The following is a 23,216-nucleotide window of genomic DNA, read 5'->3' as shown; positions in this document are numbered from 1 at the left end:
ATTTTGGTAGTATGTGGGATTTGGTGCATTCAAGAAACGAGTGGCTTCAATAACTTAAAACAATAATCACTTTGATAATTAACGACGTAAATAAGTTTTTGAAAAATAAATTTGAACTACTTTAAGAAGATCTTCAGGTGTTTTAATGGAATAGGATGATAAAAAGTGACTGAAAAGGAAAAACGTAAATTTCGAATTGAACAATTAAAACGGAAGATAAAAGTAGAATCTTATTACGGTGTTTTATTCAATGAATGTATTTGTTCGCTTGGTACTGAAACACGAGTTTACAATCTAGATGAATCTATCGAGATCAGTAGAAGAATGGAAGATGCTTTCGGGTTTTCTAGTAGGGGCAAAGTGGATTAAAATGTGATAAATATAAGTTTGAAGTTTCATATTTAGATGAATTACTTCGTATTCAATATATCGATTTCGATGATAACTATTATGTAGTTTGGGATAGCCTTAACCTACCAGTGATAGAAGCTTCATTAACGAGAATCGTTAAGTATTATGATGATGTAATTGCTGTAGCTTTTGATACGTGGATTAAGTGGTGGAATGACAATAGGATTTACGAAATAGTTTTCAATTAAGTAAGAATAGATTACAAGCAACGACTATCTAAGAGATGCTAACGGAAATTATCCTATTAGAGTAGAAATTTATTTGTAAAAACTAGTAATATGATGGGCATATGCTACAAATTTTTTCATTTTCGAAAAGCTAAAGAGGTGAGGATATTAATGAAATTAGATTTAGTATCAGCACAACGTTATTTATACAATTTTCAAAGAAATAATTTAAATTTAAAACAATTTGAGTTATGGATTTATGAACATGAAGAGCTAGAAAATTACTTTGGAAGTAAAGAATACTTAGATTTCATATCAAGAGATTATAGCAATAAGTATGCATTCGACGAAACAAAGAAGCAAATTAGAAATGTTATTAAGCTGGAACGATTTGAACAAGAGAGATTAATCTCTTTATTGACCTCTTTGACACAAATAACAAGTATAAAAGAATGCAGCGGAGTTATGGAAGCTCTTTATGACGACTATTGCAAAGGATACGACTTTTTAAAAGCGATGGCTCTCATTTATTTATGTAGTGTGGAGACAGATTCAGTTACCATGAACTTGGTCCATTTGGATGATATTCAACGACAAAAGATCTGTTCTGAAGCATTAAGATTACTACATGATTTTGAGAATAAGAAATTAATAATTACTGGTGAATATGAATATAAAATATCTTGAAAGGAAGTTTAGATGAAAATAACATTTGATAGTACAACAGTTTCGATAGGGAAGAAAGAGTATCATATCCTAATGCCAATTTTAGATTTTTCAAAACTATACGTTGTTCGAGATCAAGAGAAGAGCCATGTCATCTTTGGAGACGAACTAAGTTTAATTAACTTAGCATCTTTATTCGAGTGTTTAGGTAATATGACTAACTATATCATTTATATCGAATCAAAAAAGAATAACTTGACGGATTACTTAAGAACAGGTTGGTCTGACAATTCCAATTCCTTCGATCTAGTCATGATGCACCATTCCATTCAATTAAAAAAACATGAGTGGAAACAAATCAGAGGTAATTGTAAAAGATGTAGCAAAAAGAAAATTGAAATCGTAATTCAAAAGGACAATAAATTGGAACGATTTTCTTTCCAGTATAACTATCGTGAGAATAAAGACGTTTTAGATATTAATGAACATGTTGAAACATTATTACTGATAGGTAGCAGTAGTGTATTTAAAAGTTTATCAACGGATGCGTTATCTGTCAGTGAAGATGGTAAGGAATCATATCTAAAATCTACTGGATATCATAATCATGCGCATATTGATTTTTATGCACGACAAAAATTCACTAGAAATTTTAGACAAGCAGGAAACTCTTTGTGCATCGATTATTATGATAGTGATCTTTGGAAAAGTAGTGATTTAATAAGCTGGGATAAACAGAACATCATTTTACCTAGACACAAAAGTGATAATGTACGAGTTGAAAATCTCAACAAATTACATAGATACGATCTTATTCCACTAATTCCTCATCTCATAGTTTGGCTTCAAGACATAAACTGGCCAATTGCGAGTCATGTTTCTAAAGTACTTCTAAAATTACCTGAGGAAATAATACCTCATATTAAAAGTGTTTTAGCTACCGATGATGAAGAATGGAAAGTTTATTGCCTGCATTATTTAGTGCTTGAAATGCCAATAAATTATATGTTGGAACTTAAAAAAGAAATATCTGAAATAGCTAATCATCCAACTACAGGTGAAATGGATGTAGAAAGTCATATAGTTGCTAAAAAAATATTGAAACTAATTATTAGCTATGAAACAAAACGATAAAGACAATTGACAAAGGTATAAGAAAGCTTGCGAAAAACGAACATCGTGCCAGATGAATTAAGTGATTATTTCGAAAACATTAAGAGCAATCTGCAATTTAAACAGTGGTATGTCGGGCATTTTCACAGTGATATTAAAATAGTAGAAAAAGAAACGTTGCTGTATAACACAGTTGAGAAAATATATTAAATGATATAAATGCACAATTAACTTACTAAGGAGTGTGGTGAAAATTTCAAACAGAGTCAAAGTTGTTTTAATAGGTGGAATATTTTTATTAGTTATCATTGCGGTATTTATTTTTAACACCCCTAAAACATTTTACGGCAATGATGAAAAATCAATTATCAAAGCCATTCATTCTATTCCTGGTTATGAAAAAGACTCTATTTCAATTTTGGCTATAAATGATGTAGACGATTCAAGGGTCGTGGGATTATTAGTAGACGAAAGTCCCGGCTATGCTCAATTTACAAGAAATAAAAAAGGGAATTATAAGTGGCATTTTATTGAGGTTAGAAGAGGTGAATCATTTAGTACTTTCTTACCTGATATGACTGATAAAGTGAAGAGATCAATGATGATTGTAACAAATGATAAAAATGAAATTGCTAAAATGGAAGTAAGAGTAAATGGGGAGCTAATACAACAAACGTTTAATCCGAAAATAGCTAAAGTTACTTGGATTGAGCTTCCAGAATCTATAGGCGGACATAGATTTGATGACTATAAGTATTATGGAAAAGATGGCGAGCTGTTGGAAGGGTAAGATAGATATATCGATATACTACTATATTTTAAATCGAAAGGAAGAGCAATTATTAAGATCAGAAGAGCTAAGCCCTATGAAGCAGAACTCTTAAGTGAGTTAGCTTTTGATTCAAAATCACATTGGAATTATAAGGCTGACTATTTAGAAGCTGCACGTGAACATTTAAAGATTACGGACCGAGAAATTGAAGATGAACAAGTTTTTGTGTATGAAGTAGCGGGGAATATTAAAGGATACTACCATTTCAGAACAAATGATGAACCAGAATTAGTTTGGCTTTTTGTTAAGCCAGATTCGATTGGAACTGGGATAGGTAAGTTATTATGGAACCATTTGCTGAGCACATTGAAACATACTGAAATCATTTCATTTGTTATAAAAAGTGATCCGAATGCTGAACAATTTTATTTGCGATTAGGTGCTCATAGAATAGGTCTAAAAGATTCAACAGTTGATAGTGAGATGAAGCTGCCAGTATTGAAATATGTAATCGTTTAATTTTTACAGAAAAGAGGTTCTCTATGAAGATAAATAAAGAATCAGTCGCCCACTACAAGTGGGGTCTTAATTGTGATGGATGGCGTTTTCTTAATCGAGATAATTTAAGCATTATTCACGAAAAAATGCCTCCAGGAACATATGAAGAAAAGCATTTCCATCAAATATCATGGCAGTTTTTCTACATACTTATAGGACAAGCAACCATTGAGCTAAATGGGGAACGATATGAACTTAACCCCTTTGAAGGTATTGAGATTCCTCCGGAAACACCACATCAAATATTTAATAAATCGGATGAGTCAATAGAGTTTCTGGTAATTTCACAACCTACGACTTTAGGTGATCGAATAGCGGTAACTGATTAAATTTATATATTGGTAAATAATTGTAGAGGAATAGAGAGAACGATCATTTTTATCATAAAAGGAGTACTTGTTATGGCTAAGACAGCAATAGAGATGGTAGAAGAGTTTAACACCTACATTACGTTTGTAGTGGAGTTAAAAAGTATAAAAGAAGAGCATTGGAATATTCCAATAGCTGAAGGTAAATGGACACTAAAGGATATTTTAAGCCATCTGATGTTATGGGATAAATATTTTTATGATGAAGCAATTGAACCAATTAAAAATGGGTCGCCACTTACTTCAAGACATCTCAATTTTAACGAATTTAATGAAAACGCACGGGCTTATGCGACAACACAAACAGTTGTGTCTTTAAATGATCAATTTATTGAATATAGAACTAAAATTATTAATGCTACAAGCGGGTTAGAAGAAGAGGAGTACATCAAAGAGTACAAAGATGGGGATAAAAAGAAATTTACAATTCGGAGTTATTTAAGAGCATTTATCTCTCATGACAAACACCACAAAAAACAAATATTGAAGTATTTGAAAACTATAAATTAAGAGGTGGGAAATGGTCGTTATCTTATTGATAATAATTATAATAGTTATTTCAATGATTGAAGTACAGTTGAAGGTGAAAGCCAAAAACGACCAAAAGATTTTAGAAAAACTTGATGTGCTAATTGAAGAAGTCAGAAAAAACAGAAACGAACATTAAATTCTATCAGAAGAGAAAGGACTGAGGCTACTGTATATTCCAAAACATTTTCTTGTTGAAGATCAAACGACAATTTATGACTTTATTGATCGTAATAGTTTTGGCATTATAGTTTCAGCTGAGAATAATACTCCAACTGCATCTCACCTTCCTTTTCTGTTAAATCGGAATGAAGGATGTTTATACAGTCATTTTGCAAGACCTAACTCACAATGGATAGATATAGTGGGGCAAGAAGTTCTAATCATATTCCCTGGTCCTCATACTTATATTTCGTCATCATGGTATGAATCGACTTTGCCTGTTCCTACTTGGAACTATGTAGCTGTTCATGTTTATGGATATATTGAAATAATCGAAGATCAGAAGGAAGTTATTAGCACACTTGAAAAACTAGTAGCAAAATATGAAAGAAAAAGTAGTTCATATAAATTTGATGAAACTAATCAAACTTTTATAGAAGGTTTATCGAAAGGGATCGTAGCATTCAAATTATCCATTACTAGAATGGAAGGCAAATGGAAGCTAAGTCAAAATCATTCTGAAGAAAGGCGAAAAAGAGTCGTGGATAATCTTGAGCAATTACAAAGTGAGGATGCTCTTAGTATTGCGAAGTTAATGAAGAACAACTTGAATGAATCAGTATAAAACTTTTATTGGTGTGAGTGATATGAAACAAATGGCGGTGAGTATATGATCAGAACTTTTAATAAACAAGATATTGATTACGTCATTGAATCACATTGTCGAATTTATAACAAAGAATACAATTTTGATGAGTCATTTAATTCGTTCATCTTTGATTCAGTAAGTAGTTTTTTAGAGACCTATGAACCTACTAAAGAAAACGTATGGCTTATTGATGTTGATGGAGAAACGAAAGGATCAATCGGTATTGTTAAAGTAAGTGATGAAACAGCCCAGTTGCGTTGGTTTCTTATTGAAACCGATCAAAGAGGAAAAGGTTATGGGAAATTATTAATACAAAAATCGATTGATTTTTGCAAAGCTAATGGCTATAAAACAATAATTTTATGGACAAATCATTTATTTGTATCTGCACGTAAAATGTATGCATTGTTTGGATTTAATATTGTTGAAACTAAAACACAATTTTTATCCAATCAAAACGTTGTTGAAGAACGCTGGGAACTACAATTAGGGTAACAGAGGTGAATCTAGTGATTATTAAGAAGCTCGTGGAACTTTCATCAAACGACTTTAATTCTCTTGGAGATTTTGGATATATTTCTAATCAAAAATATGAAGCCGTTAAATTAGAAACGTTGCAATCTTGTATGATTCAATTAAATCTAATAGAGCTAGCTGAACCATACGTGAAGAAAGAAATGAATGATGACGAAGATATTAAACGATATAACGAAATTGTTAAGATGGAGCACTCCTTAGGGCTCTATGTTGATAACAATTTGGTCGCGTTTGCAATTACTGAACCTCAAGCTTGGAACAATACGCTTCTCATTTGGCATTTTCAAGTTCATCAGGACTTTAAGAGAAAAGGCTATGGGAAGCTATTATTAGAAAAAGTGTTTCGTTTAGCTGCTGATAATCAATTTAGAGCTGTAACGTTAGAAACTCAAAATACGAATGCACCAGCGATACATTTTTACAAAAACTGTGGTTTTACGATCGAAGGCATTGATTTGTCCTTGTATAATGACCAGGGTGATGCAGCTAACGAAGTTGCGATATATATGAGAAAGAAAATATAGGAGGCGAAAGAATTTAAGCTTTGAATAAGATAGGGATATGATCATTAAGTGGCTACAATAGCAAATTTCGAGCAATCAGTAATTTTTAATTGAAGGGGGAGATATTATGTTTGAATTATCGAATAGAAATGTAACAACGTATGATCTAGAAATCATTTGTACGTTTCCCCAATCTCCTGAAGAACTTTTTTATTTGGGACCTAAGTTTACATATCCATTAACGACTGATCAAATCCAGCTAAACCTTAAAAGTAGGTATAGTTCAACTGTGATTGTGAAAGACAACGATATTCCCATTGCCTTTGCCAATTTATTTGACGTTAACTACGAGGAACAAACTTGTTATTTAGAAAATGTTATCGTATCAAACTCAGGCAGGGGACATGGCGTTTCTACGTATTTGCTTATAACGATGATAAACAAAGCTATAGATGAGCATAACCTTAAAAAATTGAAGTTGTTTTGCCATAATACGAATACGAGAGCTCTGCTCTTTTATAGTAAAAATGGATTTACCCCTTGCGGAAGCAAAATAACAGAGAATCATGAAGGTAAAAAAATTGTGGCTATTGAAATGGTAAAAGAAATCGATACGATGGGGTGAGAAGATGACTGTTTACTCAACAAGATTAATACGGCATGAAAAAACAGGATTTATAATAAGGTTTGAATAACGGAGTTGAAAGTTTAATGGAATATTTCACTAAACTAAGAGTTACGAAAATTATGGACAACTATGTAACTTTATTGGAAGAAAGACCTGGAACTAACTTAACGATTGCTAACATAGGAGATGGAAGTAATGATAAACAACTTATACGAAACTCATCTAGAGGTTAGTGATTTACAGGAGTCTATTGGATTTTATATAAAGCTCGGTCTGGAATTATCGTTAACGATTGAGGAAAGAAATGTCGCTTTCTTTTATATCGGAGAAACAAAGCAATTGCTCGGGGTTTGGGAAGTGCCAAAGGGAGTGGAAGTTAATAAACGCCATTTTGCATTTGGTACTGATTTAGCTAAGATTGTGAATAGTATTGAATGGCTAAAAGAAAGAGGAATCGAACCGAGGACAGCTTTCGGAAAAGAACCGATCGAACCAATCGTACATACATGGATGCCTGCTGCAGCTGTATACTTTGATGATCCGGACGGAAATAGCCTTGAATTTATTGCTTGGTTGCCAGATAAACCTCAAAAAATCGGTTATGTACCCTATTTAAGTGAATGGATAGAAAAACAAAGGTAGGAGACTAAATGACAAAAAAGAAAGTAATTCTAATTACGATAATCGTGGAGATTATTTGTTTCGTAACATCCTTTGGACTATTACATTTTATCGGTCAGTACGATTGGTTAAGATGCTTAACAGTATCATTTGTGTTGAGTATGGTCTTAGGATTTTCGATGTATTTGTACCTTCTTAGAGCTTTTAGTTTAGATCTTGCTAGGAAGGTGTAAATTATTGCGAAACTTGCGAAGCAGTTTATGTTGCAGGCCACACATATGCTACCGCACATGTTTGTGGCCTTGCCTATTTAGCTTTGAAGGATAAGAAAAAATTAAACAAGGCAAGACCAATTATTTTTGTTTTTCTGCTTGAAGTTGGTGTTCCTCAACATAATTCCGATAGACTTTTCCTTCGTAATAATCAAGGATATCTTTAGTAATCTCCGGGTAAAGTTGAACAGAAGATAGCTCAGAAAGTGGTACCCATTTAACTCCAACTTGGCGGAAGTCAGGATATTCAGGTAGCTTAGGAGTGGAATTCCCTACTAGTTTGCATTCAAAAGTTATGCCTACTGAATGGGTGTCACCATATACATTATTGTTAATACTCGGTTGGTATTCGTATACAAATGCAACTGAACCCACTTCAATTTCTATAGATGCTTCTTCTTTAGTTTCTCGTTTGACCGCTTCAATAAGTGTTTCTCCCAGTTCTACTCCACCTGCAGGAAGATTATAATGAACACCATCATTATTATCATTCTTAAACTCTATTAATAATATTGATCCAGCTTCAATAATTAACGCTCCTGCCCGTAATCTGAACTTCTCCATATTCAACCTCATTTCTCATTGTTAGTTTAGTCTTTAATGATAGCCTCTAATGTTATTTTTTTCAATATGAGGGAAAGTGTAAACATGAAACGACTAAAACAACTTCATAATATTCCTTGACAAGAATATTCTCAAATAGGTATATTTTGTATATAAAGATAACGTAAAAATAGGTTCTATAAAACAAAAATAAGGGAGTAATAAAAAATGAGAAAAGTAATCTTGTATTTGAACGTATCGCTTGATGGATTTGCACAAGGAGTTCAAGATTGGGACATTAACTGGATTAACTTCACTGATGAACTTGGAGACTACTCGAAAGAAATATTAACAACGGTAGACACAGTGATGTGGGGGCGCAGAACATATCTCGGTATGCAACAATATTGGACTTCGGTGCCAGGTAACCCATCTGCTTCAAACTACGACAAGACGCATGCTGAATGGATCAAAAGGACGACTAAAGTTGTATTTTCTACAACTCTAGATAAAGCGGAATGGGAGAACTCTTTCCTTGTAAAGGGAAATATGGAAGAAGAAATTATTAAGCTTAAAAATCAACAGGGCGGTGATATCATCATTCTCGGTAGTCCTCAGTTCGCAAGTCAAGTCTCTCAGTTTGGCCTAATTGATGAATATCGAATTAATATCAATCCAATATTACTCGGCAAAGGATTGCCGATGCTAAGTCATCTAGTTGATCAGATCAAACTAAAGCTCGTCGAAAATCGTATTTTCGAATCAGGTGTCATAGGTCTGATCTATCGCTTAGATAAGTAAGAATAACACTAATTTTTATGCGCAAGCTTGACAACAAAGCATTATGAACAATATGTTTAATACATTAATGTTAACGGATAGGAGGGCTCAAGATGGATATGACAACGATGAACGCACTTGCTGAACCTAGCCGAATCCAAATCATAGAGTTACTAAGAAAAGGTCCTTTGACAGTCGGTGAAGTTTCTGAGTTGCTTTACATTCGTCAACCTCAAGCGTCCAAACATCTTCGTGTATTACTTGATGCCGGAATTGTAGAAGTGAATGCGGTAGCGAATCGAAGGATTTATCAACTTCGCCCGGAACCATTTCAAGAGCTCGATTCATGGATAAGTTCCTTCAGGCGAATGTGGGAAGACAAATTTGATCGGTTAGACGAATATTTGCAAGTTCTAAAGGAAAAAGCAAACAATTCGCAAAACAATGATACAAAATGAGAATGGGGAAATAAAATGGGTGAAAATAATATAGATAAAACGTTTAGTATGAATGTTGAAGACAGAGAGATTGTTATAAATCGTCATTTCAACGCGCCACGAACTTTAGTTTGGGAAGCTTGGACTCAGCCCCAGCATCTAGCGAATTGGTGGGGGCCAAAAGGTTTCACGAATACTATTCATGAAATCGAAGTAAGTGTAGGCGGTGTTTGGAGATTTGACCTGCACGGTCCAGACGGTGTTAATTATCCGAACAAAATCGTATTCATCGAAGTAGTTAAGCCGGAACGACTTGTCTATGCTGCAAGTGACGGTAATGATGATAGTCCTGGTCAGTTTGAAACGACTGTAACTTTTAGCGACCTTGGCGATCAAACCGCTCTAACGATGAAGCTACTCTTTAAGACGTCTGAAGAACGTAACTATGTAGTACAGAAATTCGGAGCTATTGAAGGTGGCAATCAAACGTTAGACCGCTTGTCTGAGCAATTGGCCAAAATGTAACTCTATATAGTTAATGTGAAAGAAAACCTTACAGGATATAAATAATCTTTGTAAGGTTCTTTTGTATGAATAATACAATCAGAAGAAACAAATTTAGGGATAATTACGTTATTATAGTTAGAGAGTTTAAAACCATATCGTTGATGAATGTAATTTTACATAAAAAGTTTGAAAGAGAGTTGAAGTCACTAACATGCTTATACTTATTATCATTCTCTTATTCGTTGGCATCACTGGAATAATTGGCAATCAATATTCGGGTCTAAGAAGAATGGAACAGTTACAACGATCTCTGGATGATATCAATCAGAAGTTGCGGGATATGAATCGATGAGCAAATATGAAGGAATAGCAGATAAGTTCCCTACTGAAGAAGGGGAACAATATAACTTAATAAATCTATAAATGATGCAAAAGAGGTGCTTGCCATTTTCAAAGTAAAAATCTTCTTATTTCTAGTGATTTTAAGCCTATTAACAGCATGTGGCAACCAAAAAGATGCGAAAAAATACTCAATTGATGCTATCTCCACCTCAAATGAAACGATAAATAGCGAAATACCTTCTCCAACAATACAAATTGATAGTGCAACTCCAATTGCCACAATAGCAGCTGAGACTACAACCCCCACACCTTCGTCTACTCCTACAGTAACTCCTGACCCAATTGAGCCAGTCTATCTTGATGAAGAAAACTATGAAGGTGATGAGCTAGAAATTATCAAAGTAATCAATTCACGTATTAAATATGTTTGGGAAGAAAATGAGACGGAATATATGAAATTAATTTACGAAAATAGCCCATTGTCTAGCTTTCCTAGCTATAAAGTAGCAAAAATCAACTTAAGCGGAGATATAAAGGGAGGAGAAGTCCATTGTCTCAAATACGGCAGCTTCTTCAAAGAACACATTAGATTATTTGAAACGATGAAAGCAGAAGAAGCGTTCATAAAGCAAACGAACAAGTCGCTTAGAATTTGGATCGACCTTTATGATACAAAAATTACTAGAGAAGTATTGGTCGAGTTAGTAGAAAGCCTAAATCGTATTGGTAAGCATATTCACAAGTTAACGATAGTAGGACTTAACTTTCGAACCAAATGGATGCTCAATAGTTTGATCAAAAAACATGACTATCATTATTTGAGTATTGCGTATTTTGTGGATCCTGAGGATGCAAAAACATGGTTGGTTAATGAGAAGTAGCATAGTTGCTCAACTTTTAAAAAGGGGAAAACGAGATGGATAATTTACGTATTTATCATTACGATTCATTCACATCAACTCCAAATATGGGTAATCCTGCTGGTGTAGTTATGGAAGCTGATCATTTGGATCATCATGAAATGCTCGCAATTGCAAAGAAAGTAGGATTTAATGAGACTGTCTTTGTATTAGAATCTGCATATGCAGATTTGAAGTTGCAGTTTTTTACTCCAGGACATGAAATTAACCTTTGCGGACATGCTACTATAGCTGCTCTTTATTGTTTGAAAAGTAGAGGGTTAATAGTTTCTGACAATATAACGATCGAAACAAACATTGGTATTCTACCAATTACTTTCTCGTATGACAATGGAATATTGATAAAAATGAAGCAAGGAAACCCACAATTTACGCCATTCGGAGGAAGCATAGAACAGTTGTTTCAAACGATGGGGTTAACTAGCGACGCATATGATTCTGAACATCCGATCGTATATGGGAGCACAGGCACGTGGACTTTATTGATTCCAGTCAAAAATCTGAGTAGTTTTTCAAATATGAAACCGTACAATCATTTATTTCCTGATGTATTGAGTGAAAACCCTAAGGCATCGATTCACCCGTTTTGTTTGCAATCTTTTGATAAAGGTTCACAAATGCATGCTAGACACTTTTCCTCGCCGTACTCCGGAACGGTTGAAGATCCTGTTACTGGCACAGCGTCTGGTGTAATGGGTGCCTATTATTTAACTTACATTAAACCAGAGTTACATAAGTATGCATTTACGGTTGAGCAAGGACAAGAAATGAATAAAGACGGCAGAGTATACGTAGAAGTCAATAAACAGAGCGATACGTTGATGGAAGTATTTATTTCTGGAACAGCTGTTTATGTTGGGGAGATACATTATGATTCTGAATAAGCGATTAATGATAGAATCATTAATTGTTACATTTGTAATCAGTTTAATAGGGGTAGGTTGGATTGAAGTTGTTTTCTTATTCTTTCTTTTCGCCATTGTATATTACACATTTAGAACGCTGCTAAATAAATTTGTACAGGTATGAAGAGCTAATAAAAGAAATGATTAGAACTTCTAGTCACTCAAAAAGAGGGTCGAAAGCAGACAAATGGGAAATGAATTCGATACGGTCGTAGTTGTCAGTTTACTTATTCTTGAAATTATTTTCTTGTTATTTTTAGTAATTGCATCAAACAAAGCAAAAAGAAAAGTTGGGCAGATCGTATTCAAATTTGATAGTAGTGACGAAAATGCGGCTTTAATTCTCATTTTTTTTAGTATTATGATTGCTCATATGATATATGGAATGATTTTCATGGAGTTAACAATAACGCTGATGTTTATTATATCTTTCCCGGTGTTTTTTATTTTCCACAACCCAGCTTACTTAGGTGAAAAGGGTATTAAAGTAAGTTATCATTTTATTGAAAGAGAACAGATCGAGCATTATAAATTGATCGAATACAAGTATAGAACTGGTATAGAATTATTCATTAGTAACAAAAAGAAGCCAATCAAATTAGATATGAGATCAAGTGAAAAAAGGGATGAAATGATCGAAGCGTTAGAGCAATATTTTAATAATAAATCGAGCGGATAGTTACTATTTAAGTTAAACGAACTCTAAGAATTTATCCCTGCGTATAGATTTTTACCCTTGCCCACTATCTATAGTATGGTACATTTGCGATAAGGTGGACAACTTGCGAAGACAAAGGTGATATAGGTACTTATTTACGTTATTATGTAAAAGCTCATATGAAAAATGGAACTGTTATTATTTCGGCTCCACTAGATGTTAACTTGAGCGGATATTCGGGTTTACCTGCTACACCAAATGTAACCATTGTAGATCTAGGGAACAGAACATATCAAATTGGTTTTTCTATTCAATCTGGTAATAATGCAGATGTGTGGGAACTCTATCAGAATGGAAGCTTAATCAACAATTTCCAAGGATTCCTTTCAGAAAATGGTACGAATGCGCAATCAGCTTCCAAAACGGTGACATTAGCTCCCGGCACGTATCAGTTCAAAGTTAAACTAAATAATGGCTTCGGTTCCACGGAATCAGCAATACAAACATTAATCGTACAATAACCGATACAGTAGAATCATTCTTCGTGCAAAGCGATGAATGATTCTTTTTATATGAATATCGTAGATAATATGATTATACGATAACCCAAAATAGGAAGTAATAGACAACACCTTATTTTATGCTAATCTAGATTATAAAGAATTCGGAAATGGAAGTAGGTGAGTGTAGTTTTGAAGAAAAAGTGTAAAGGCATTATTTTTGATATGGACAATACATTATTACGATCAAATATTGATTTTTCATCGATGAAAAATGATACCTTTCAGTTTTTAGTTTCCAAAGGAATAGTTTCTAAAGAAATAAATATTGCTGAACAAACAACATCAACGATTATTGATTCAGCTATAAGAAGCAACTTGATGACGGAAGCGTTGATAAAAGAGATGTGGGACATCCCTAAAAAATATGAAATTAATGGAATGAAAGATGCTGTCCTTGAAAAAGGAGCTAAAGAACTTCTAATGGAATTGCAAGAGGACTTTCACTTGGTTGTTGTTACTAATAATTCCGTCCATGCAGCAGAAAAAGCACTGCAAGAAAATCATATTTTTCATTATTTTGATTGTTTGGTTGGAAGGGAAATGATGAATACTCTTAAGCCAGCTTCTGATGGATTTAATTATGTATTGAATCAATATAAGACTACATCCCCGGAAGAATGGATATCCGTAGGAGATTCATGGATTGATGGGAAAGCATCAATGGCGGCTGGAATCCTGTTCATATCTTATAATGGTGATGCTGAGAAGATGGATAAGATGGATATAAGACCAACAGCTAGAATACAAGAACTACGTGAAATCATCAACTTTTTGAAATGATTCACATTTCTTTGATTAAAATAGACATCTAGTGAAGGAGCAATACAATGAGTAGTTTATTGATGTTGAATACAGTTGGATAAGAGCGATCTATAATCAACCGGATGTTTCAATCGATTTTGGAGAGGATATTGATTTGAACGCTGTCTTCGAGTTATCACTGAACCTCAGAAAAGAAATAGACGAATATCTTAGAACGTGGACACGATCAAATGAACACGAAATCGTGAACCCATCATGGATGACTGAATATTTCAAAAAGGGTGAAATATTGAGGCATCTAATCGCACATGAAATCCATCATATCGGTCAACTATCCATTTGGGCAAGAGAGCAATCTATCACACCTGTTAGTCCAAGTTTTATAGGTAGAAATATTGATATTCCGAATGAGGATCATTGAAAAATTCTTTAAAATACGGAGGGAATCATATGAAAATTTTAGTTGTCTCCGACGAAGAATCAACATACATTTGGGATCATTTTGACGCTGAAAGATTTAAGGACATTAAACTTATTATTTCTTGTGGCGATCTTAAAGCAGAATATTTATCTTTTCTAGTAACGATGATAAACGTTCCGTTGTTATATGTTCATGGTAATCATGACATTTCGTATAAATCAAGGCCACCCGAAGGCTGTGAATGTATTGAGGATAACGTAGTTACTTATAACGGTATTCGAATAATGGGGCTTGGTGGTAGTAATCGCTATAGCCCTGGAGAATTTCAATATACAGAAAAACAGATGAGATGGAGAATGGCTAAACTTAGATTAAAACAAAAATTAACAAAAAGCGTTGATATTTTAGTTACACATGCTCCAGCATATAAAATTGGTGACGGAGAAGATCTTTGTCACAAAGGTTTTCAATGTTTTATTTCGTTTATGGATCAATATAACCCGCGATTTTTATTACATGGCCACTTGAATTACGGAAGAAACCAGCGTTTTCATCAATATAAAAATACAAAGATTATTAATGCTTTCGGATATCAGATTATTGAGGTTTAGTTGCTGAACGTATGAATATAGCTAGTATTTCAATTACTTGTTGAGGATGAATAGTATGAGACTAAAAAAGGCATCTGTCTTACTCAGCATTTTATTAATAATTATTTGTGTTGCTTTACTTTGGTTTCTTATTCTAAAGCAAGATGAAATTAGTTTGGAAACGATAAACGAGAACATTACCGTTGAGAACATTAAACTTGGTATGTCAGAGCAAGATGTTATTGCTCTTTGGGGTGAAGGGATACGTCACGAAGGATTTGGCGGCTTTCAGAGAGATTATAAAAACAAAGGCATATTAATTGGTTTCTCAGGAGATAGAGACAATGATTTGTATGGTAGAGTGAGTTCACTACAGATTTCTAACTCAAAATACTCCATATTCTCAATAAAAGTTGGAGAAGACCGTGAATCAAGTATAGCTTCATTAGTAACTGAAGGATTCAAATCAAATAAAGAGCATCTAGATCTATATGAAAATGGTGAGTACTGCATACAATTAGATGGGGTTAAAGTAGAAACGATTACAATTTGGTTTGCGGATAAAGAGCTAAAGGATAGAATTTACTAACTATTAATTGAACTAACACGAAATGAGTGAAAACATGAGCTTAAGTCCTTTTAAAGAAGCAGACATATTGGATGAAAAAATGATATGAGTTACCAATCCGTTCTAAATAGTATTGTCAGTCTCTTTAAGGGTGAAATGGGCGATTCATTAGTAGGTGTTTACTTGCATGGATCTATGGCTATGGGTTGTTTTAACCCTACACGGAGTGATATTGATCTTTTGATTGTAGTTCAGCAAAAAAAAGATATTGAAATCTATAAGCAAATTGCTGCGAAACTCATTCAGTTAGAAGACGAGATTCAGTTAGCAAAAGGAATTGAGTTAAGTATCGTTTTAGAGTCAATGGTTAACGATTTTGTTTATCCAACGCCATTTGAATTCCATTACTCAGCATATCACAAAGAAAAATATAGGGACAATATAGATTACTTTTGTGGAGGTTACGATGATGCCGATCTAGCAGCACATTTTGTTATAACCTATCATCGCGGGGTCGTTCTTTTTGGTAAGCCTATTGATGCCGTTTTTAAGCCAATCCATGATCAATATTATGTACAATCCATTGTATCTGACGTAGAAAATGCAGTAGAAGGGATAGTCGGTAATCCTGACTATTACGTATTGAATCTTTCTAGAACGCTATTTTATTTAAGAGATTCAAAAATCGCTTCAAAGAGAGAGGGTGGCGAATGGGCTGCTGATGAATTACCTATCGAATATGAGGATCTAATATGTCAATGTCTTGCAAAATATAATGGTGAAGTTGAAGAAATTGAAGTAGAAGAAGTGCTGTTAGTAAACTTCGCTACGTATATGTTAACTGAAATAAATGACTTAATTAGATTAAAACAAGAGAACAACTTAGAGGTGAGTACTTATGAGAATATTTGATTTCAGCAAAGAAGCAGGCCAGAACATTACTAGCTACGAGAGTAAAGAATCAATTATTTCAAAAATCGTCAAACATAATAAACAAATTTATATCGGTTGTATTTATATCGGACAGGAAGGTGTTGTAGGGCTTCATAAAGCACCAATTAGTCAGTTATTTCTAGTCATCAATGGTGAAGGATGGGTCAGCGGGGACGAAGGAATTAAAGTCAAAGTAAGTTCTGGAACTGCGGCTTTTTGGACTGCGGAGGAGCAACATGAATCTGGATCTGATCAAGGAATGACGGCGATAGTGATTGAAAGTGAAGATTTGGAGCCAATAATGAAAGAGCTGTTTATAACTTAATCGTGTGAGGTGATTATTATGTTGGTTAGAGCTGAAGAACTATGGCGATTATTAATTGAAAAAGGTCAACAAGAGGATGAAAACTTTGAACAATCGTTATATTTGCAGCCAGGTGCAACGGATGAACAGTTAGATCAGCTTGAGAATACGCTTGGTGTTACTCTACCAGAGGAATTGAAATGTTTTTATCGGATACACAATGGACAGGATTGGAAAATTGGAAGCAGTGCTATTATTAACAACTTAACATTAATGCCAATTTCACAAATAATCGATACTTGGACATTTTTGCAGGAAGAGTTTGACCCAGGCGATGACTTAATTCCTGAAATTGAGGAAACTATTAAACCTGTTTTATGGAATCCAAAGTGGATTCCAATCGCTGAGAATGGTGGAGGAGACAATTTGTGTCTTGATACAGATCCCACAGAGTTCGGGACATTAGGGCAAGTGATTTCTTATTGGCATGATTGTGGTGACCGATCTACTCGTGCTAAAAGTTTATTTGCTTTTATCGAAAATTACCTCAATGAGGTCGATTGACTATATGCTCAATAAATTAGCTTTACGAAATGCTTAACATCGTTACATATAAAACGATTTGAAGGGGATGTATCCAGTGAATCATTTACTTGAACGAATTACTTGGTCAGATTATGACAAAGATATTATCGCCTTACTGGTTCAAGATAATTATCCTCAATACAGCCCATTAACTTCTGGACTAGAAGCTGAAGTAGTAAAAATTACGTCTAATGATTTATGTTTTGTGTTGAAAGTATGGAGTAAAGAGTCTAGACCAGATGTGTCAATCCAATTTAACTTGCTAGACCGTCTTAATAGGCAAGGCATATCCGTTTCTAAGCCTTATGGCGTAGGAGTAGATGATAATAAAAATCAAGTATTATTAACGAGTTTTGATGGCCCATCTATCACTAAATTAGATAAGAAAAAACTGCATGAGTTAGTTAGAATACTACTGCAGGTGCATGAATTTCCAGTGAAAGAAATAGATACCGAGATCGTTAAGCAGTATGATTTTGTTGATTATTTTTACTCAAGAGCAGAAGAACATCTTGATATCTATGAACGTTTAATAGAATTAATTTCAAAAGCAAACTTAACATATAATCATCTTATTCATGGAGATTTCCATTTAGCCAACGTAGTAGAGTCTGATGGAAAACTTTCCATTATTGATTGGACAAATGGTCAGTTGGGTGATCCAAGATTTGATATTGCCTGGTCGCTCTTAATAATGAAGATCTATTTTGGAGAACGAAAAGCAGGCGTCTATTACAAGGAATTTTTATTACGTAGCAATTATTCAGATTCCGAAATGGAACTATTTGAAGCATTAGCCTGCTTACGTTGGATATTATTAAAAAGAAGATTTACAGTGCCGATGTATAAGAATACTATTTTTGTTGTACAAGGGATTTTAATTAGAAATCGTTATTTGAGCGAAAAGCTATTGACATAAAAAGAAGGTGAATCACAAAGTGAGTGGGATCAATATATTTGGGATGCAACACCTGATATTGCTGTATATTTACATCGATGCTAGTTTCATGCTTTTTGCTATCAATCATGATTATAGTATGAATGAAAAGCAGCTAACTAACCTAAGTGGGTGAATCTATTTGGCTCTAAATGACTCATTTATTTCGATGCAATCATTAATGTGGCTATTTCTAGCTGTTTTTATAGAATTTATCGTGTTTATTCCCGTTACCTATTTGGCAGTAGAGCGTCATAGTGATCAGAGAGTAAGCGGTTACCTTAAGGAGGTGTTTGTTTTATGGCTTACTTGTTAGTGTTTTCAGTTTTTCTGTTTGCAAATATATTTGCGTTATTAGGATTTGGATTGCCTGGTATATTAATTTTGAATTTCGCAATCATTTCAACTGCACTTTTTGCAATCTATGATAAAGTTAATAAAGCTACGAATTACGGAAAGCCAACTTTTAATCCTCCTACCAAAGAAGAAAAAGAAATCTTCATGAAAGAAATACAAATAGCGAAAGATGAATTTGATGAAAAAGATTTACCAGAAATAAAAGAATTGTTTCTTGAAGATGAATCAGTTAATAAAAAAAGCTAATGAACGGAGATATGATGAATCATTTGGAAACTACATACAGCATAAAACATCCTTTTGGAACTACAATCGTAATTTTCAGTTTCACTATCCAAATCTTTTTGCAAGTTTACTTAATGTTTAATTCTGATAACGTCTTTATTTATGTTTTAACTAGTCTAACTATTTTTATGTGCTTTTTTTTAGTAGTAATGTTCATAAAACGATTGTTAATGAAACCTAAATGGATTCATTTCAAAAGTGAGTCTCTTACAATTTATAATAATGAAGTACATGCTGCAGACATTGAAATCATTTATATTCAAGGTTATTTTTGGCAAAGTATAGGTGTTAAACTTCATAATAAAAAATATGTAACGACTAATCTACATTTCAGTTTCCATAAAGATAAAGACTCCGGGGTGATTACATTAATGGAATGGACACGTCATAACAAGGTGAAAGTGAAGTATGGTCAAGTGAAAAATTTGTTCTAATATAAGATTTATAAGGGGACTATTATGCTAGAACAAGAGCTAATCTCCATCATAAGTTATTGCTCCTCATGGGTTAATAGATTTATTTGATCTAGTTATTAGAAGAAGTGAGCACTTCACCGATATAGAATACTTTTATAAAAGATTTCACAGCAAGAGATGGCTTGAAACGTGGCCAAAACTTACACTAATTGAAGGAGAACTTTGAATGGAAGATCAATGGAGAATTGCAGCATACAATCCTGAATGGATATCTTTATTCAACGAAATTGGTTGTAAACTAAGAAATAACCTGCAAGGTGTCGCAGTTAGAATAGACCATGTTGGTTCTACTTCAGTGGTTGGTTTAGAAGCAAAACCGATAATCCAGATAAAACAAAACGATATTTCCGAGAAGTTCCTGGTACAAGAAGAACACATATTCATGTTAGACAAGCTGGCAGTTTCTCAGAACAATTGACCTTACTTTTCAGAGACTATTTAAGAGAACATCCAATGGATTGTAAGAGATATGCCGAGGAAAAACATCGATTACTGGCACTATTTAAAAACGATCGGCCTAAATATGTTGAAGGAAAAGGGCCTGTCGTTTGGGAAATTATCCAAAAGGCTCATGTTTGGTCACAGAATGTTGAATGGAATCCTGGTAATTCTGATTATTGAAATATATCAAGCGAAAAGAGGGTGACCTACAACGAAAAAGATACTCGTGATCCCAATTATAGTTTCAATCGCATTAATCGTTGGTCTTTATGTTTGGTACAGTTATCCAAAATCAATAGATATTGAGATTAACGCAGTTGAATATCAAGTTGGATTAAAAGATCAGCAAAAAACAAGAAGCTTTACAATAAAAATTGATGGATATTTTTCAAAAAAGTTAAACGGAACAAAGGATTTTGATGGAACTATCCATTTGCCGAATGAGCTGCTACCATTACCCGATTCAAGAAAAACGTTAAATATTTCTTTTGACAAGCAGGGAGTAGGTACTTTGATCTACAGCTATGTAGATAATAAATATACGAAACTTTATTCGTTTGGTACTATCTTTATTAATAAAGATTTTACGCAGGTTTCGATTATGAATACTTCACAAGATCGAAAATGGAGTGCAGATGATGGACAAATGATAGCTGGGCCAGCAGAAAATAGAGAAGAAGCTCTGGCTATTTCCGTTAAGTTAATGAAGAAGTATCTAAATGGTTATCCATTAAAATAATTAAAGGGGTTGGATATGAAATGGTTCAGCAGATCGATCATCTGCGCTTTCCAATTGGATATTTTGAGCCCAGTCACATCATAACGAATGAAGATCGAATTAATCTTATTAATGGCATTAATGAAATTACTGAAACATTAAGGAATCTAACTGGAAATTTGACAGTTGAACAACTGAACACACCATACCGCTTGGATGGTTGGACAATTCAGCAAATTATCCATCACTTAGCTGATAATGATATGAACGCCTATTTAAGGTTTAAGCGTGCTCTTACTGAAGATGAGCCGATGGCAAGTTCGTATCATGAGGAATTATGGGCGGAGCTACACGATTATAGAGATGTTCCAATTGAAACTTCATTGTTATTACTTGAATCGCTTCATACTCGCTTTACGATACTCCTTGCGGGATTAGATCCAGAAAACTTCAAAAGAAACTTTAATACACAAGTATTAGGGAAAATCTCATTAGATATCGCACTTCAGCGCTTCATCTGGCATAATAACCATCATATTTCTCAAATCAGATCATTAATTGAACGGATGGGATGGAAGATTGATGCAACCTAAAGCATTGTTTCTCGATTTCTATGGCACTGTAGTTCACGAGGATGATGATATTCTTCCACCCATTTATGAACAGATAAGAGCTGCATCACTTAAGGAATGTACACTTGCTGAAATTGGACACTATTGGTGGAATAGCTTCTCAAACATGTTTGGCAATAGTTACGGACAATCATTTAAACTTCAACGAACGCTCGGGGTAGAGTCACTGAGAGAAACGATTTTACATTTCAATTCAAGTATTGTGGCAGAAGAAATAATACAAAAACAGTTTGAACATTGGCAGAAACCTGCAATATTTGCTGATTCAATAGATTTTCTTCAATCATGCACCATTCCTATTTATATCCTCTCAAATATTGATTCCGATGACGTGATGGCTGCCCTTGAACACCATAACATTCAAGTTAACGGTGTACTTACGAGTGAAGATGTACGCTCTTATAAACCTCGTCCTGAAATCTTTAGAGAAGCACTTAGTAAATATAGACTAGCGACAGCTGACGTTTTACATGTAGGTGATTCATTAATAAGTGACATTAAAGGGGCTCAAGCTCTAGGAATAAGTGCAGCATGGATCAATCGAAATAATAAACAATTACCGGAACATATTCAGCCAGACTACATTTTAAAAGATCTATCTGAACTAAAACAGATGTTATCAGATATATGAGCATATTAACTAAGATTTATAAGAGGAGAATGTAATGAAGTTACTTTTTATATGCAGCAGAAATAAATGGAGAAGTCTTACAGCGGAAAAAATCTTTAACGAATATAAAATATATGATGTGAGATCAGCAGGTACTGAAGAAAATGCGAGAATTAAAGTAACAGCAGGGCATATTGGATGGGCTGATATTATTTTTGTGATGGAAACTAAGCACATAAGAAGACTGAAGTCCAAATTCGGTTATGAGATTAATGAAAAACGTGTCATAAGACTAGATATTCCTGACGAATATACGTTTATGGACGAAGAGTTAATTGAGATACTAAAATCGAGAGTCTCTGAACATATTGAAGTACCAGATTACTAAATGAAGCGGGTGCATAATTATGTCTACTTTTGTTTACTTCGTAAGACATGCACAATCCATATTTGTTGAAGGGCAAGAACGGAAGAGAGGTCTCTCAGGTAAAGGGAAGTTAGACGCATTAACTGTAAAAGAGATCTTAAAAGTTGAAGCGATTGACCACTTCGTATCTAGTCCTTATGAAAGAGCTATTGAAACGATTCGACCAGCTGCGAATGAGTTCTTAAATGATATTCGGATTGAAGAAGATCTACGGGAGCGAGCAATCGGTGACTTCTCACCGCTATTATTTAACGACGCTAAATACAATATTTACTCTGATAAGCTATTAGCATTTCCAAATGGTGAATCGAGCGTAACTGCACAAGAAAGAGGAGTACACGTAATTGAGCGATTGTTAAATGATTATAAAAACCAGAAAATAGTAATAGGGACCCACGGAGACATTATGACCCTTATCTTAAATTATTATGATATACGATTTGACTTTAATTTCTGGCAAACTACTTCGATGCCTGATATATATAAGCTACATTTTGAGAAGAACAAGTTAATAGATGTGATTAGATTGTGGGATATCGAATCTACTTAAGGAGTGGTTA

The 23,216-nt window shown here is 34.0% G+C and carries 40 protein-coding genes and 1 pseudogene; 40 read left to right on the top strand and 1 reads right to left on the bottom strand.

The window, feature by feature from the left end; genetic code table 11:
• Positions 1 to 165: 165 nt before the first annotated feature.
• From I6N90_RS07680 to I6N90_RS07615, 15 genes are all read left to right on the top strand, one after another.
• The gene (locus tag I6N90_RS07680) at positions 166 to 369 is read left to right on the top strand and encodes a hypothetical protein (protein WP_197934948.1); all 204 of its coding nucleotides are present in this window, start codon (positions 166 to 168) and stop codon (positions 367 to 369) included.
• Between the two features lie 50 nt (positions 370 to 419).
• Entirely contained in the window at positions 420 to 599 is a 180-nt protein-coding gene (locus I6N90_RS25425) for a CDI toxin immunity protein (RefSeq protein ID WP_442950955.1), read from the top strand.
• Positions 600 to 749: 150 nt separating this feature from the next.
• The gene (locus I6N90_RS07675; RefSeq protein ID WP_197934947.1) at positions 750 to 1,265 is read left to right on the top strand and encodes a hypothetical protein; all 516 of its coding nucleotides are present in this window, start codon (positions 750 to 752) and stop codon (positions 1,263 to 1,265) included.
• Positions 1,266 to 1,277: 12 nt separating this feature from the next.
• On the top strand, positions 1,278 to 2,378 hold the full coding sequence (locus I6N90_RS07670; RefSeq protein ID WP_197934946.1) for a DUF5071 domain-containing protein: 1,101 nt from the start codon (positions 1,278 to 1,280) through the stop codon (positions 2,376 to 2,378).
• A 27-nt stretch (positions 2,379 to 2,405) separates the two neighbouring features.
• On the top strand, positions 2,406 to 2,567 hold the full coding sequence (locus I6N90_RS07665) for a hypothetical protein (RefSeq protein ID WP_197934945.1): 162 nt from the start codon (positions 2,406 to 2,408) through the stop codon (positions 2,565 to 2,567).
• Positions 2,568 to 2,604: 37 nt separating this feature from the next.
• Complete coding sequence (locus tag I6N90_RS07660) at positions 2,605 to 3,147, top strand: hypothetical protein (RefSeq protein ID WP_197934944.1); 543 nt, start codon at positions 2,605 to 2,607, stop codon at positions 3,145 to 3,147.
• Between the two features lie 9 nt (positions 3,148 to 3,156).
• Positions 3,157 to 3,648 (top strand): GNAT family N-acetyltransferase, encoded by a 492-nt coding sequence (locus I6N90_RS24690; RefSeq protein ID WP_197935781.1) that lies wholly within the window; start codon positions 3,157 to 3,159, stop codon positions 3,646 to 3,648.
• Between the two features lie 23 nt (positions 3,649 to 3,671).
• Positions 3,672 to 4,016 carry a cupin domain-containing protein gene (locus tag I6N90_RS07650; protein ID WP_197934943.1) on the top strand — a complete coding sequence of 115 codons (345 nt, stop codon included), beginning with the start codon at positions 3,672 to 3,674 and terminating at the stop codon, positions 4,014 to 4,016.
• Positions 4,017 to 4,088: 72 nt separating this feature from the next.
• The gene (locus tag I6N90_RS07645; RefSeq protein WP_197934942.1) at positions 4,089 to 4,565 is read left to right on the top strand and encodes a DinB family protein; all 477 of its coding nucleotides are present in this window, start codon (positions 4,089 to 4,091) and stop codon (positions 4,563 to 4,565) included.
• Between the two features lie 187 nt (positions 4,566 to 4,752).
• Positions 4,753 to 5,370, top strand: coding sequence for an FMN-binding negative transcriptional regulator (locus I6N90_RS07640; RefSeq protein ID WP_197935779.1), 618 nt, complete (start codon positions 4,753 to 4,755; stop codon positions 5,368 to 5,370).
• A gap of 45 nt (positions 5,371 to 5,415) precedes the next feature.
• Positions 5,416 to 5,889, top strand: coding sequence for a GNAT family N-acetyltransferase (locus tag I6N90_RS07635; RefSeq protein WP_197934941.1), 474 nt, complete (start codon positions 5,416 to 5,418; stop codon positions 5,887 to 5,889).
• A 14-nt stretch (positions 5,890 to 5,903) separates the two neighbouring features.
• Positions 5,904 to 6,455, top strand: coding sequence for a GNAT family N-acetyltransferase (locus tag I6N90_RS07630; protein ID WP_197935778.1), 552 nt, complete (start codon positions 5,904 to 5,906; stop codon positions 6,453 to 6,455).
• Between the two features lie 106 nt (positions 6,456 to 6,561).
• Positions 6,562 to 7,059, top strand: coding sequence for a GNAT family N-acetyltransferase (locus tag I6N90_RS07625; RefSeq protein ID WP_197934940.1), 498 nt, complete (start codon positions 6,562 to 6,564; stop codon positions 7,057 to 7,059).
• Positions 7,060 to 7,145: 86 nt separating this feature from the next.
• Entirely contained in the window at positions 7,146 to 7,295 is a 150-nt protein-coding gene (locus tag I6N90_RS07620) for a hypothetical protein (protein WP_232242765.1), read from the top strand.
• Entirely contained in the window at positions 7,258 to 7,704 is a 447-nt protein-coding gene (locus tag I6N90_RS07615) for a VOC family protein (protein WP_197934938.1), read from the top strand. Before I6N90_RS07620 ends, I6N90_RS07615 begins: the two co-directional genes overlap by 38 nt.
• Positions 7,705 to 8,036: 332 nt before the next feature.
• Here the strand turns inward: I6N90_RS07615 and I6N90_RS07610 are convergent, their stop codons facing one another.
• Positions 8,037 to 8,519: an NUDIX domain-containing protein gene (locus I6N90_RS07610; RefSeq protein WP_197934937.1), complete on the bottom strand. Its 483-nt coding sequence runs from the start codon at positions 8,517 to 8,519 to the stop codon at positions 8,037 to 8,039.
• Between the two features lie 207 nt (positions 8,520 to 8,726).
• On the opposite strand from I6N90_RS07610, the gene I6N90_RS07605 reads away from it, so the two are divergent.
• The 25 genes and pseudogenes from I6N90_RS07605 (at position 8,727) to I6N90_RS07485 (ending at position 23,206) form a co-directional block, all read left to right on the top strand.
• Positions 8,727 to 9,299: a dihydrofolate reductase family protein gene (locus I6N90_RS07605; protein ID WP_197934936.1), complete on the top strand. Its 573-nt coding sequence runs from the start codon at positions 8,727 to 8,729 to the stop codon at positions 9,297 to 9,299.
• A gap of 92 nt (positions 9,300 to 9,391) precedes the next feature.
• The gene (locus I6N90_RS07600) at positions 9,392 to 9,736 is read left to right on the top strand and encodes an ArsR/SmtB family transcription factor (protein WP_197934935.1); all 345 of its coding nucleotides are present in this window, start codon (positions 9,392 to 9,394) and stop codon (positions 9,734 to 9,736) included.
• Positions 9,737 to 9,751: 15 nt separating this feature from the next.
• On the top strand, positions 9,752 to 10,240 hold the full coding sequence (locus I6N90_RS07595) for an SRPBCC family protein (protein ID WP_197934934.1): 489 nt from the start codon (positions 9,752 to 9,754) through the stop codon (positions 10,238 to 10,240).
• A 193-nt stretch (positions 10,241 to 10,433) separates the two neighbouring features.
• Positions 10,434 to 10,574 carry a hypothetical protein gene (locus I6N90_RS07590; RefSeq protein ID WP_197934933.1) on the top strand — a complete coding sequence of 47 codons (141 nt, stop codon included), beginning with the start codon at positions 10,434 to 10,436 and terminating at the stop codon, positions 10,572 to 10,574.
• Between the two features lie 124 nt (positions 10,575 to 10,698).
• Positions 10,699 to 11,445, top strand: a complete 747-nt coding sequence (locus I6N90_RS24685) for a hypothetical protein (RefSeq protein WP_232242764.1) — start codon at positions 10,699 to 10,701, stop codon at positions 11,443 to 11,445.
• A 35-nt stretch (positions 11,446 to 11,480) separates the two neighbouring features.
• The gene (locus I6N90_RS07580; protein WP_197934932.1) at positions 11,481 to 12,368 is read left to right on the top strand and encodes a PhzF family phenazine biosynthesis protein; all 888 of its coding nucleotides are present in this window, start codon (positions 11,481 to 11,483) and stop codon (positions 12,366 to 12,368) included.
• 208 nt (positions 12,369 to 12,576) lie between these two features.
• Positions 12,577 to 13,068: a hypothetical protein gene (locus tag I6N90_RS07575; protein WP_197934931.1), complete on the top strand. Its 492-nt coding sequence runs from the start codon at positions 12,577 to 12,579 to the stop codon at positions 13,066 to 13,068.
• A 158-nt stretch (positions 13,069 to 13,226) separates the two neighbouring features.
• Entirely contained in the window at positions 13,227 to 13,568 is a 342-nt protein-coding gene (locus I6N90_RS07570; protein WP_197934930.1) for a hypothetical protein, read from the top strand.
• Between the two features lie 171 nt (positions 13,569 to 13,739).
• Positions 13,740 to 14,390, top strand: a complete 651-nt coding sequence (locus I6N90_RS07565) for an HAD family hydrolase (protein ID WP_232242761.1) — start codon at positions 13,740 to 13,742, stop codon at positions 14,388 to 14,390.
• 58 nt (positions 14,391 to 14,448) lie between these two features.
• Positions 14,449 to 14,793 carry a DinB family protein gene (locus I6N90_RS07560; protein ID WP_197935774.1) on the top strand — a complete coding sequence of 115 codons (345 nt, stop codon included), beginning with the start codon at positions 14,449 to 14,451 and terminating at the stop codon, positions 14,791 to 14,793.
• Positions 14,794 to 14,822: 29 nt separating this feature from the next.
• Positions 14,823 to 15,404, top strand: a complete 582-nt coding sequence (locus I6N90_RS07555; RefSeq protein ID WP_197934928.1) for a metallophosphoesterase family protein — start codon at positions 14,823 to 14,825, stop codon at positions 15,402 to 15,404.
• A 55-nt stretch (positions 15,405 to 15,459) separates the two neighbouring features.
• A complete protein-coding gene (locus I6N90_RS07550; protein WP_197934927.1) occupies positions 15,460 to 15,972 on the top strand; it encodes a hypothetical protein in 513 nt (170 codons plus the stop codon).
• Positions 15,973 to 16,056: 84 nt separating this feature from the next.
• The gene (locus I6N90_RS07545; RefSeq protein WP_197934926.1) at positions 16,057 to 16,863 is read left to right on the top strand and encodes an aminoglycoside adenylyltransferase domain-containing protein; all 807 of its coding nucleotides are present in this window, start codon (positions 16,057 to 16,059) and stop codon (positions 16,861 to 16,863) included.
• Positions 16,850 to 17,209: a cupin gene (locus I6N90_RS07540; protein ID WP_197934925.1), complete on the top strand. Its 360-nt coding sequence runs from the start codon at positions 16,850 to 16,852 to the stop codon at positions 17,207 to 17,209. Before I6N90_RS07545 ends, I6N90_RS07540 begins: the two co-directional genes overlap by 14 nt.
• 18 nt (positions 17,210 to 17,227) lie before the next feature.
• Positions 17,228 to 17,752, top strand: a complete 525-nt coding sequence (locus tag I6N90_RS07535; RefSeq protein WP_197935773.1) for an SMI1/KNR4 family protein — start codon at positions 17,228 to 17,230, stop codon at positions 17,750 to 17,752.
• Positions 17,753 to 17,828: 76 nt separating this feature from the next.
• Positions 17,829 to 18,692 (top strand): phosphotransferase family protein, encoded by an 864-nt coding sequence (locus I6N90_RS07530; RefSeq protein ID WP_332262425.1) that lies wholly within the window; start codon positions 17,829 to 17,831, stop codon positions 18,690 to 18,692.
• A gap of 318 nt (positions 18,693 to 19,010) precedes the next feature.
• The gene (locus tag I6N90_RS07525) at positions 19,011 to 19,313 is read left to right on the top strand and encodes a hypothetical protein (protein WP_197934923.1); all 303 of its coding nucleotides are present in this window, start codon (positions 19,011 to 19,013) and stop codon (positions 19,311 to 19,313) included.
• Positions 19,314 to 19,522: 209 nt separating this feature from the next.
• The gene (locus I6N90_RS07520) at positions 19,523 to 19,786 is read left to right on the top strand and encodes a hypothetical protein (RefSeq protein ID WP_197934922.1); all 264 of its coding nucleotides are present in this window, start codon (positions 19,523 to 19,525) and stop codon (positions 19,784 to 19,786) included.
• Between the two features lie 58 nt (positions 19,787 to 19,844).
• Positions 19,845 to 19,994: a nucleotidyltransferase family protein gene (locus tag I6N90_RS25420; RefSeq protein ID WP_197935772.1), complete on the top strand. Its 150-nt coding sequence runs from the start codon at positions 19,845 to 19,847 to the stop codon at positions 19,992 to 19,994.
• Positions 19,995 to 20,449 (top strand): annotated as a pseudogene (locus I6N90_RS07510) (GrpB family protein).
• Positions 20,450 to 20,495: 46 nt separating this feature from the next.
• Positions 20,496 to 21,008 carry a hypothetical protein gene (locus I6N90_RS07505; protein ID WP_197934921.1) on the top strand — a complete coding sequence of 171 codons (513 nt, stop codon included), beginning with the start codon at positions 20,496 to 20,498 and terminating at the stop codon, positions 21,006 to 21,008.
• A 20-nt stretch (positions 21,009 to 21,028) separates the two neighbouring features.
• Positions 21,029 to 21,580, top strand: a complete 552-nt coding sequence (locus tag I6N90_RS07500; protein ID WP_197934920.1) for a YfiT family bacillithiol transferase — start codon at positions 21,029 to 21,031, stop codon at positions 21,578 to 21,580.
• On the top strand, positions 21,570 to 22,250 hold the full coding sequence (locus I6N90_RS07495) for an HAD family hydrolase (RefSeq protein ID WP_197934919.1): 681 nt from the start codon (positions 21,570 to 21,572) through the stop codon (positions 22,248 to 22,250). Before I6N90_RS07500 ends, I6N90_RS07495 begins: the two co-directional genes overlap by 11 nt.
• Positions 22,251 to 22,284: 34 nt before the next feature.
• Entirely contained in the window at positions 22,285 to 22,617 is a 333-nt protein-coding gene (locus I6N90_RS07490) for a low molecular weight protein tyrosine phosphatase family protein (RefSeq protein ID WP_197934918.1), read from the top strand.
• Positions 22,618 to 22,636: 19 nt separating this feature from the next.
• Positions 22,637 to 23,206, top strand: a complete 570-nt coding sequence (locus tag I6N90_RS07485) for a histidine phosphatase family protein (RefSeq protein WP_197934917.1) — start codon at positions 22,637 to 22,639, stop codon at positions 23,204 to 23,206.
• The last annotated feature ends 10 nt before the right edge of the window (positions 23,207 to 23,216 follow it).

It is taken from the genome of Paenibacillus sp. GSMTC-2017, from assembly GCF_016019935.1.
GTDB lineage: Bacteria > Bacillota > Bacilli > Paenibacillales > Paenibacillaceae > Pristimantibacillus.
The sequence above is the reverse complement of the archived record's forward strand: the minus strand, read 5'-3'. Positions and strand labels throughout refer to the sequence as shown.

Coding starts and splice junctions, on each gene's coding strand:
- I6N90_RS07525 (WP_197934923.1), top strand. CDS start 19,011: ATGGCTTACTTGTTAGTGTTTTCAGTTTTTCTGTTTGCAAATATATTT.
- I6N90_RS07520 (WP_197934922.1), top strand. CDS start 19,523: ATGAAACCTAAATGGATTCATTTCAAAAGTGAGTCTCTTACAATTTAT.
- I6N90_RS07580 (WP_197934932.1), top strand. CDS start 11,481: ATGGATAATTTACGTATTTATCATTACGATTCATTCACATCAACTCCA.
- I6N90_RS07590 (WP_197934933.1), top strand. CDS start 10,434: ATGCTTATACTTATTATCATTCTCTTATTCGTTGGCATCACTGGAATA.
- I6N90_RS07645 (WP_197934942.1), top strand. CDS start 4,089: ATGGCTAAGACAGCAATAGAGATGGTAGAAGAGTTTAACACCTACATT.
- I6N90_RS07550 (WP_197934927.1), top strand. CDS start 15,460: ATGAGACTAAAAAAGGCATCTGTCTTACTCAGCATTTTATTAATAATT.
- I6N90_RS07605 (WP_197934936.1), top strand. CDS start 8,727: ATGAGAAAAGTAATCTTGTATTTGAACGTATCGCTTGATGGATTTGCA.
- I6N90_RS07495 (WP_197934919.1), top strand. CDS start 21,570: ATGCAACCTAAAGCATTGTTTCTCGATTTCTATGGCACTGTAGTTCAC.
- I6N90_RS07615 (WP_197934938.1), top strand. CDS start 7,258: ATGATAAACAACTTATACGAAACTCATCTAGAGGTTAGTGATTTACAG.
- I6N90_RS07635 (WP_197934941.1), top strand. CDS start 5,416: ATGATCAGAACTTTTAATAAACAAGATATTGATTACGTCATTGAATCA.
- I6N90_RS07575 (WP_197934931.1), top strand. CDS start 12,577: ATGGGAAATGAATTCGATACGGTCGTAGTTGTCAGTTTACTTATTCTT.
- I6N90_RS07670 (WP_197934946.1), top strand. CDS start 1,278: ATGAAAATAACATTTGATAGTACAACAGTTTCGATAGGGAAGAAAGAG.
- I6N90_RS07595 (WP_197934934.1), top strand. CDS start 9,752: ATGGGTGAAAATAATATAGATAAAACGTTTAGTATGAATGTTGAAGAC.
- I6N90_RS07650 (WP_197934943.1), top strand. CDS start 3,672: ATGAAGATAAATAAAGAATCAGTCGCCCACTACAAGTGGGGTCTTAAT.
- I6N90_RS07490 (WP_197934918.1), top strand. CDS start 22,285: ATGAAGTTACTTTTTATATGCAGCAGAAATAAATGGAGAAGTCTTACA.
- I6N90_RS07500 (WP_197934920.1), top strand. CDS start 21,029: ATGGTTCAGCAGATCGATCATCTGCGCTTTCCAATTGGATATTTTGAG.
- I6N90_RS07675 (WP_197934947.1), top strand. CDS start 750: ATGAAATTAGATTTAGTATCAGCACAACGTTATTTATACAATTTTCAA.
- I6N90_RS07545 (WP_197934926.1), top strand. CDS start 16,057: ATGAGTTACCAATCCGTTCTAAATAGTATTGTCAGTCTCTTTAAGGGT.
- I6N90_RS07485 (WP_197934917.1), top strand. CDS start 22,637: ATGTCTACTTTTGTTTACTTCGTAAGACATGCACAATCCATATTTGTT.
- I6N90_RS07540 (WP_197934925.1), top strand. CDS start 16,850: ATGAGAATATTTGATTTCAGCAAAGAAGCAGGCCAGAACATTACTAGC.
- I6N90_RS07620 (WP_232242765.1), top strand. CDS start 7,146: ATGGAATATTTCACTAAACTAAGAGTTACGAAAATTATGGACAACTAT.
- I6N90_RS07600 (WP_197934935.1), top strand. CDS start 9,392: ATGGATATGACAACGATGAACGCACTTGCTGAACCTAGCCGAATCCAA.
- I6N90_RS07555 (WP_197934928.1), top strand. CDS start 14,823: ATGAAAATTTTAGTTGTCTCCGACGAAGAATCAACATACATTTGGGAT.
- I6N90_RS07610 (WP_197934937.1), bottom strand. CDS start 8,519: ATGGAGAAGTTCAGATTACGGGCAGGAGCGTTAATTATTGAAGCTGGA.
- I6N90_RS07570 (WP_197934930.1), top strand. CDS start 13,227: ATGAAAAATGGAACTGTTATTATTTCGGCTCCACTAGATGTTAACTTG.
- I6N90_RS07625 (WP_197934940.1), top strand. CDS start 6,562: ATGTTTGAATTATCGAATAGAAATGTAACAACGTATGATCTAGAAATC.
- I6N90_RS07535 (WP_197935773.1), top strand. CDS start 17,228: ATGTTGGTTAGAGCTGAAGAACTATGGCGATTATTAATTGAAAAAGGT.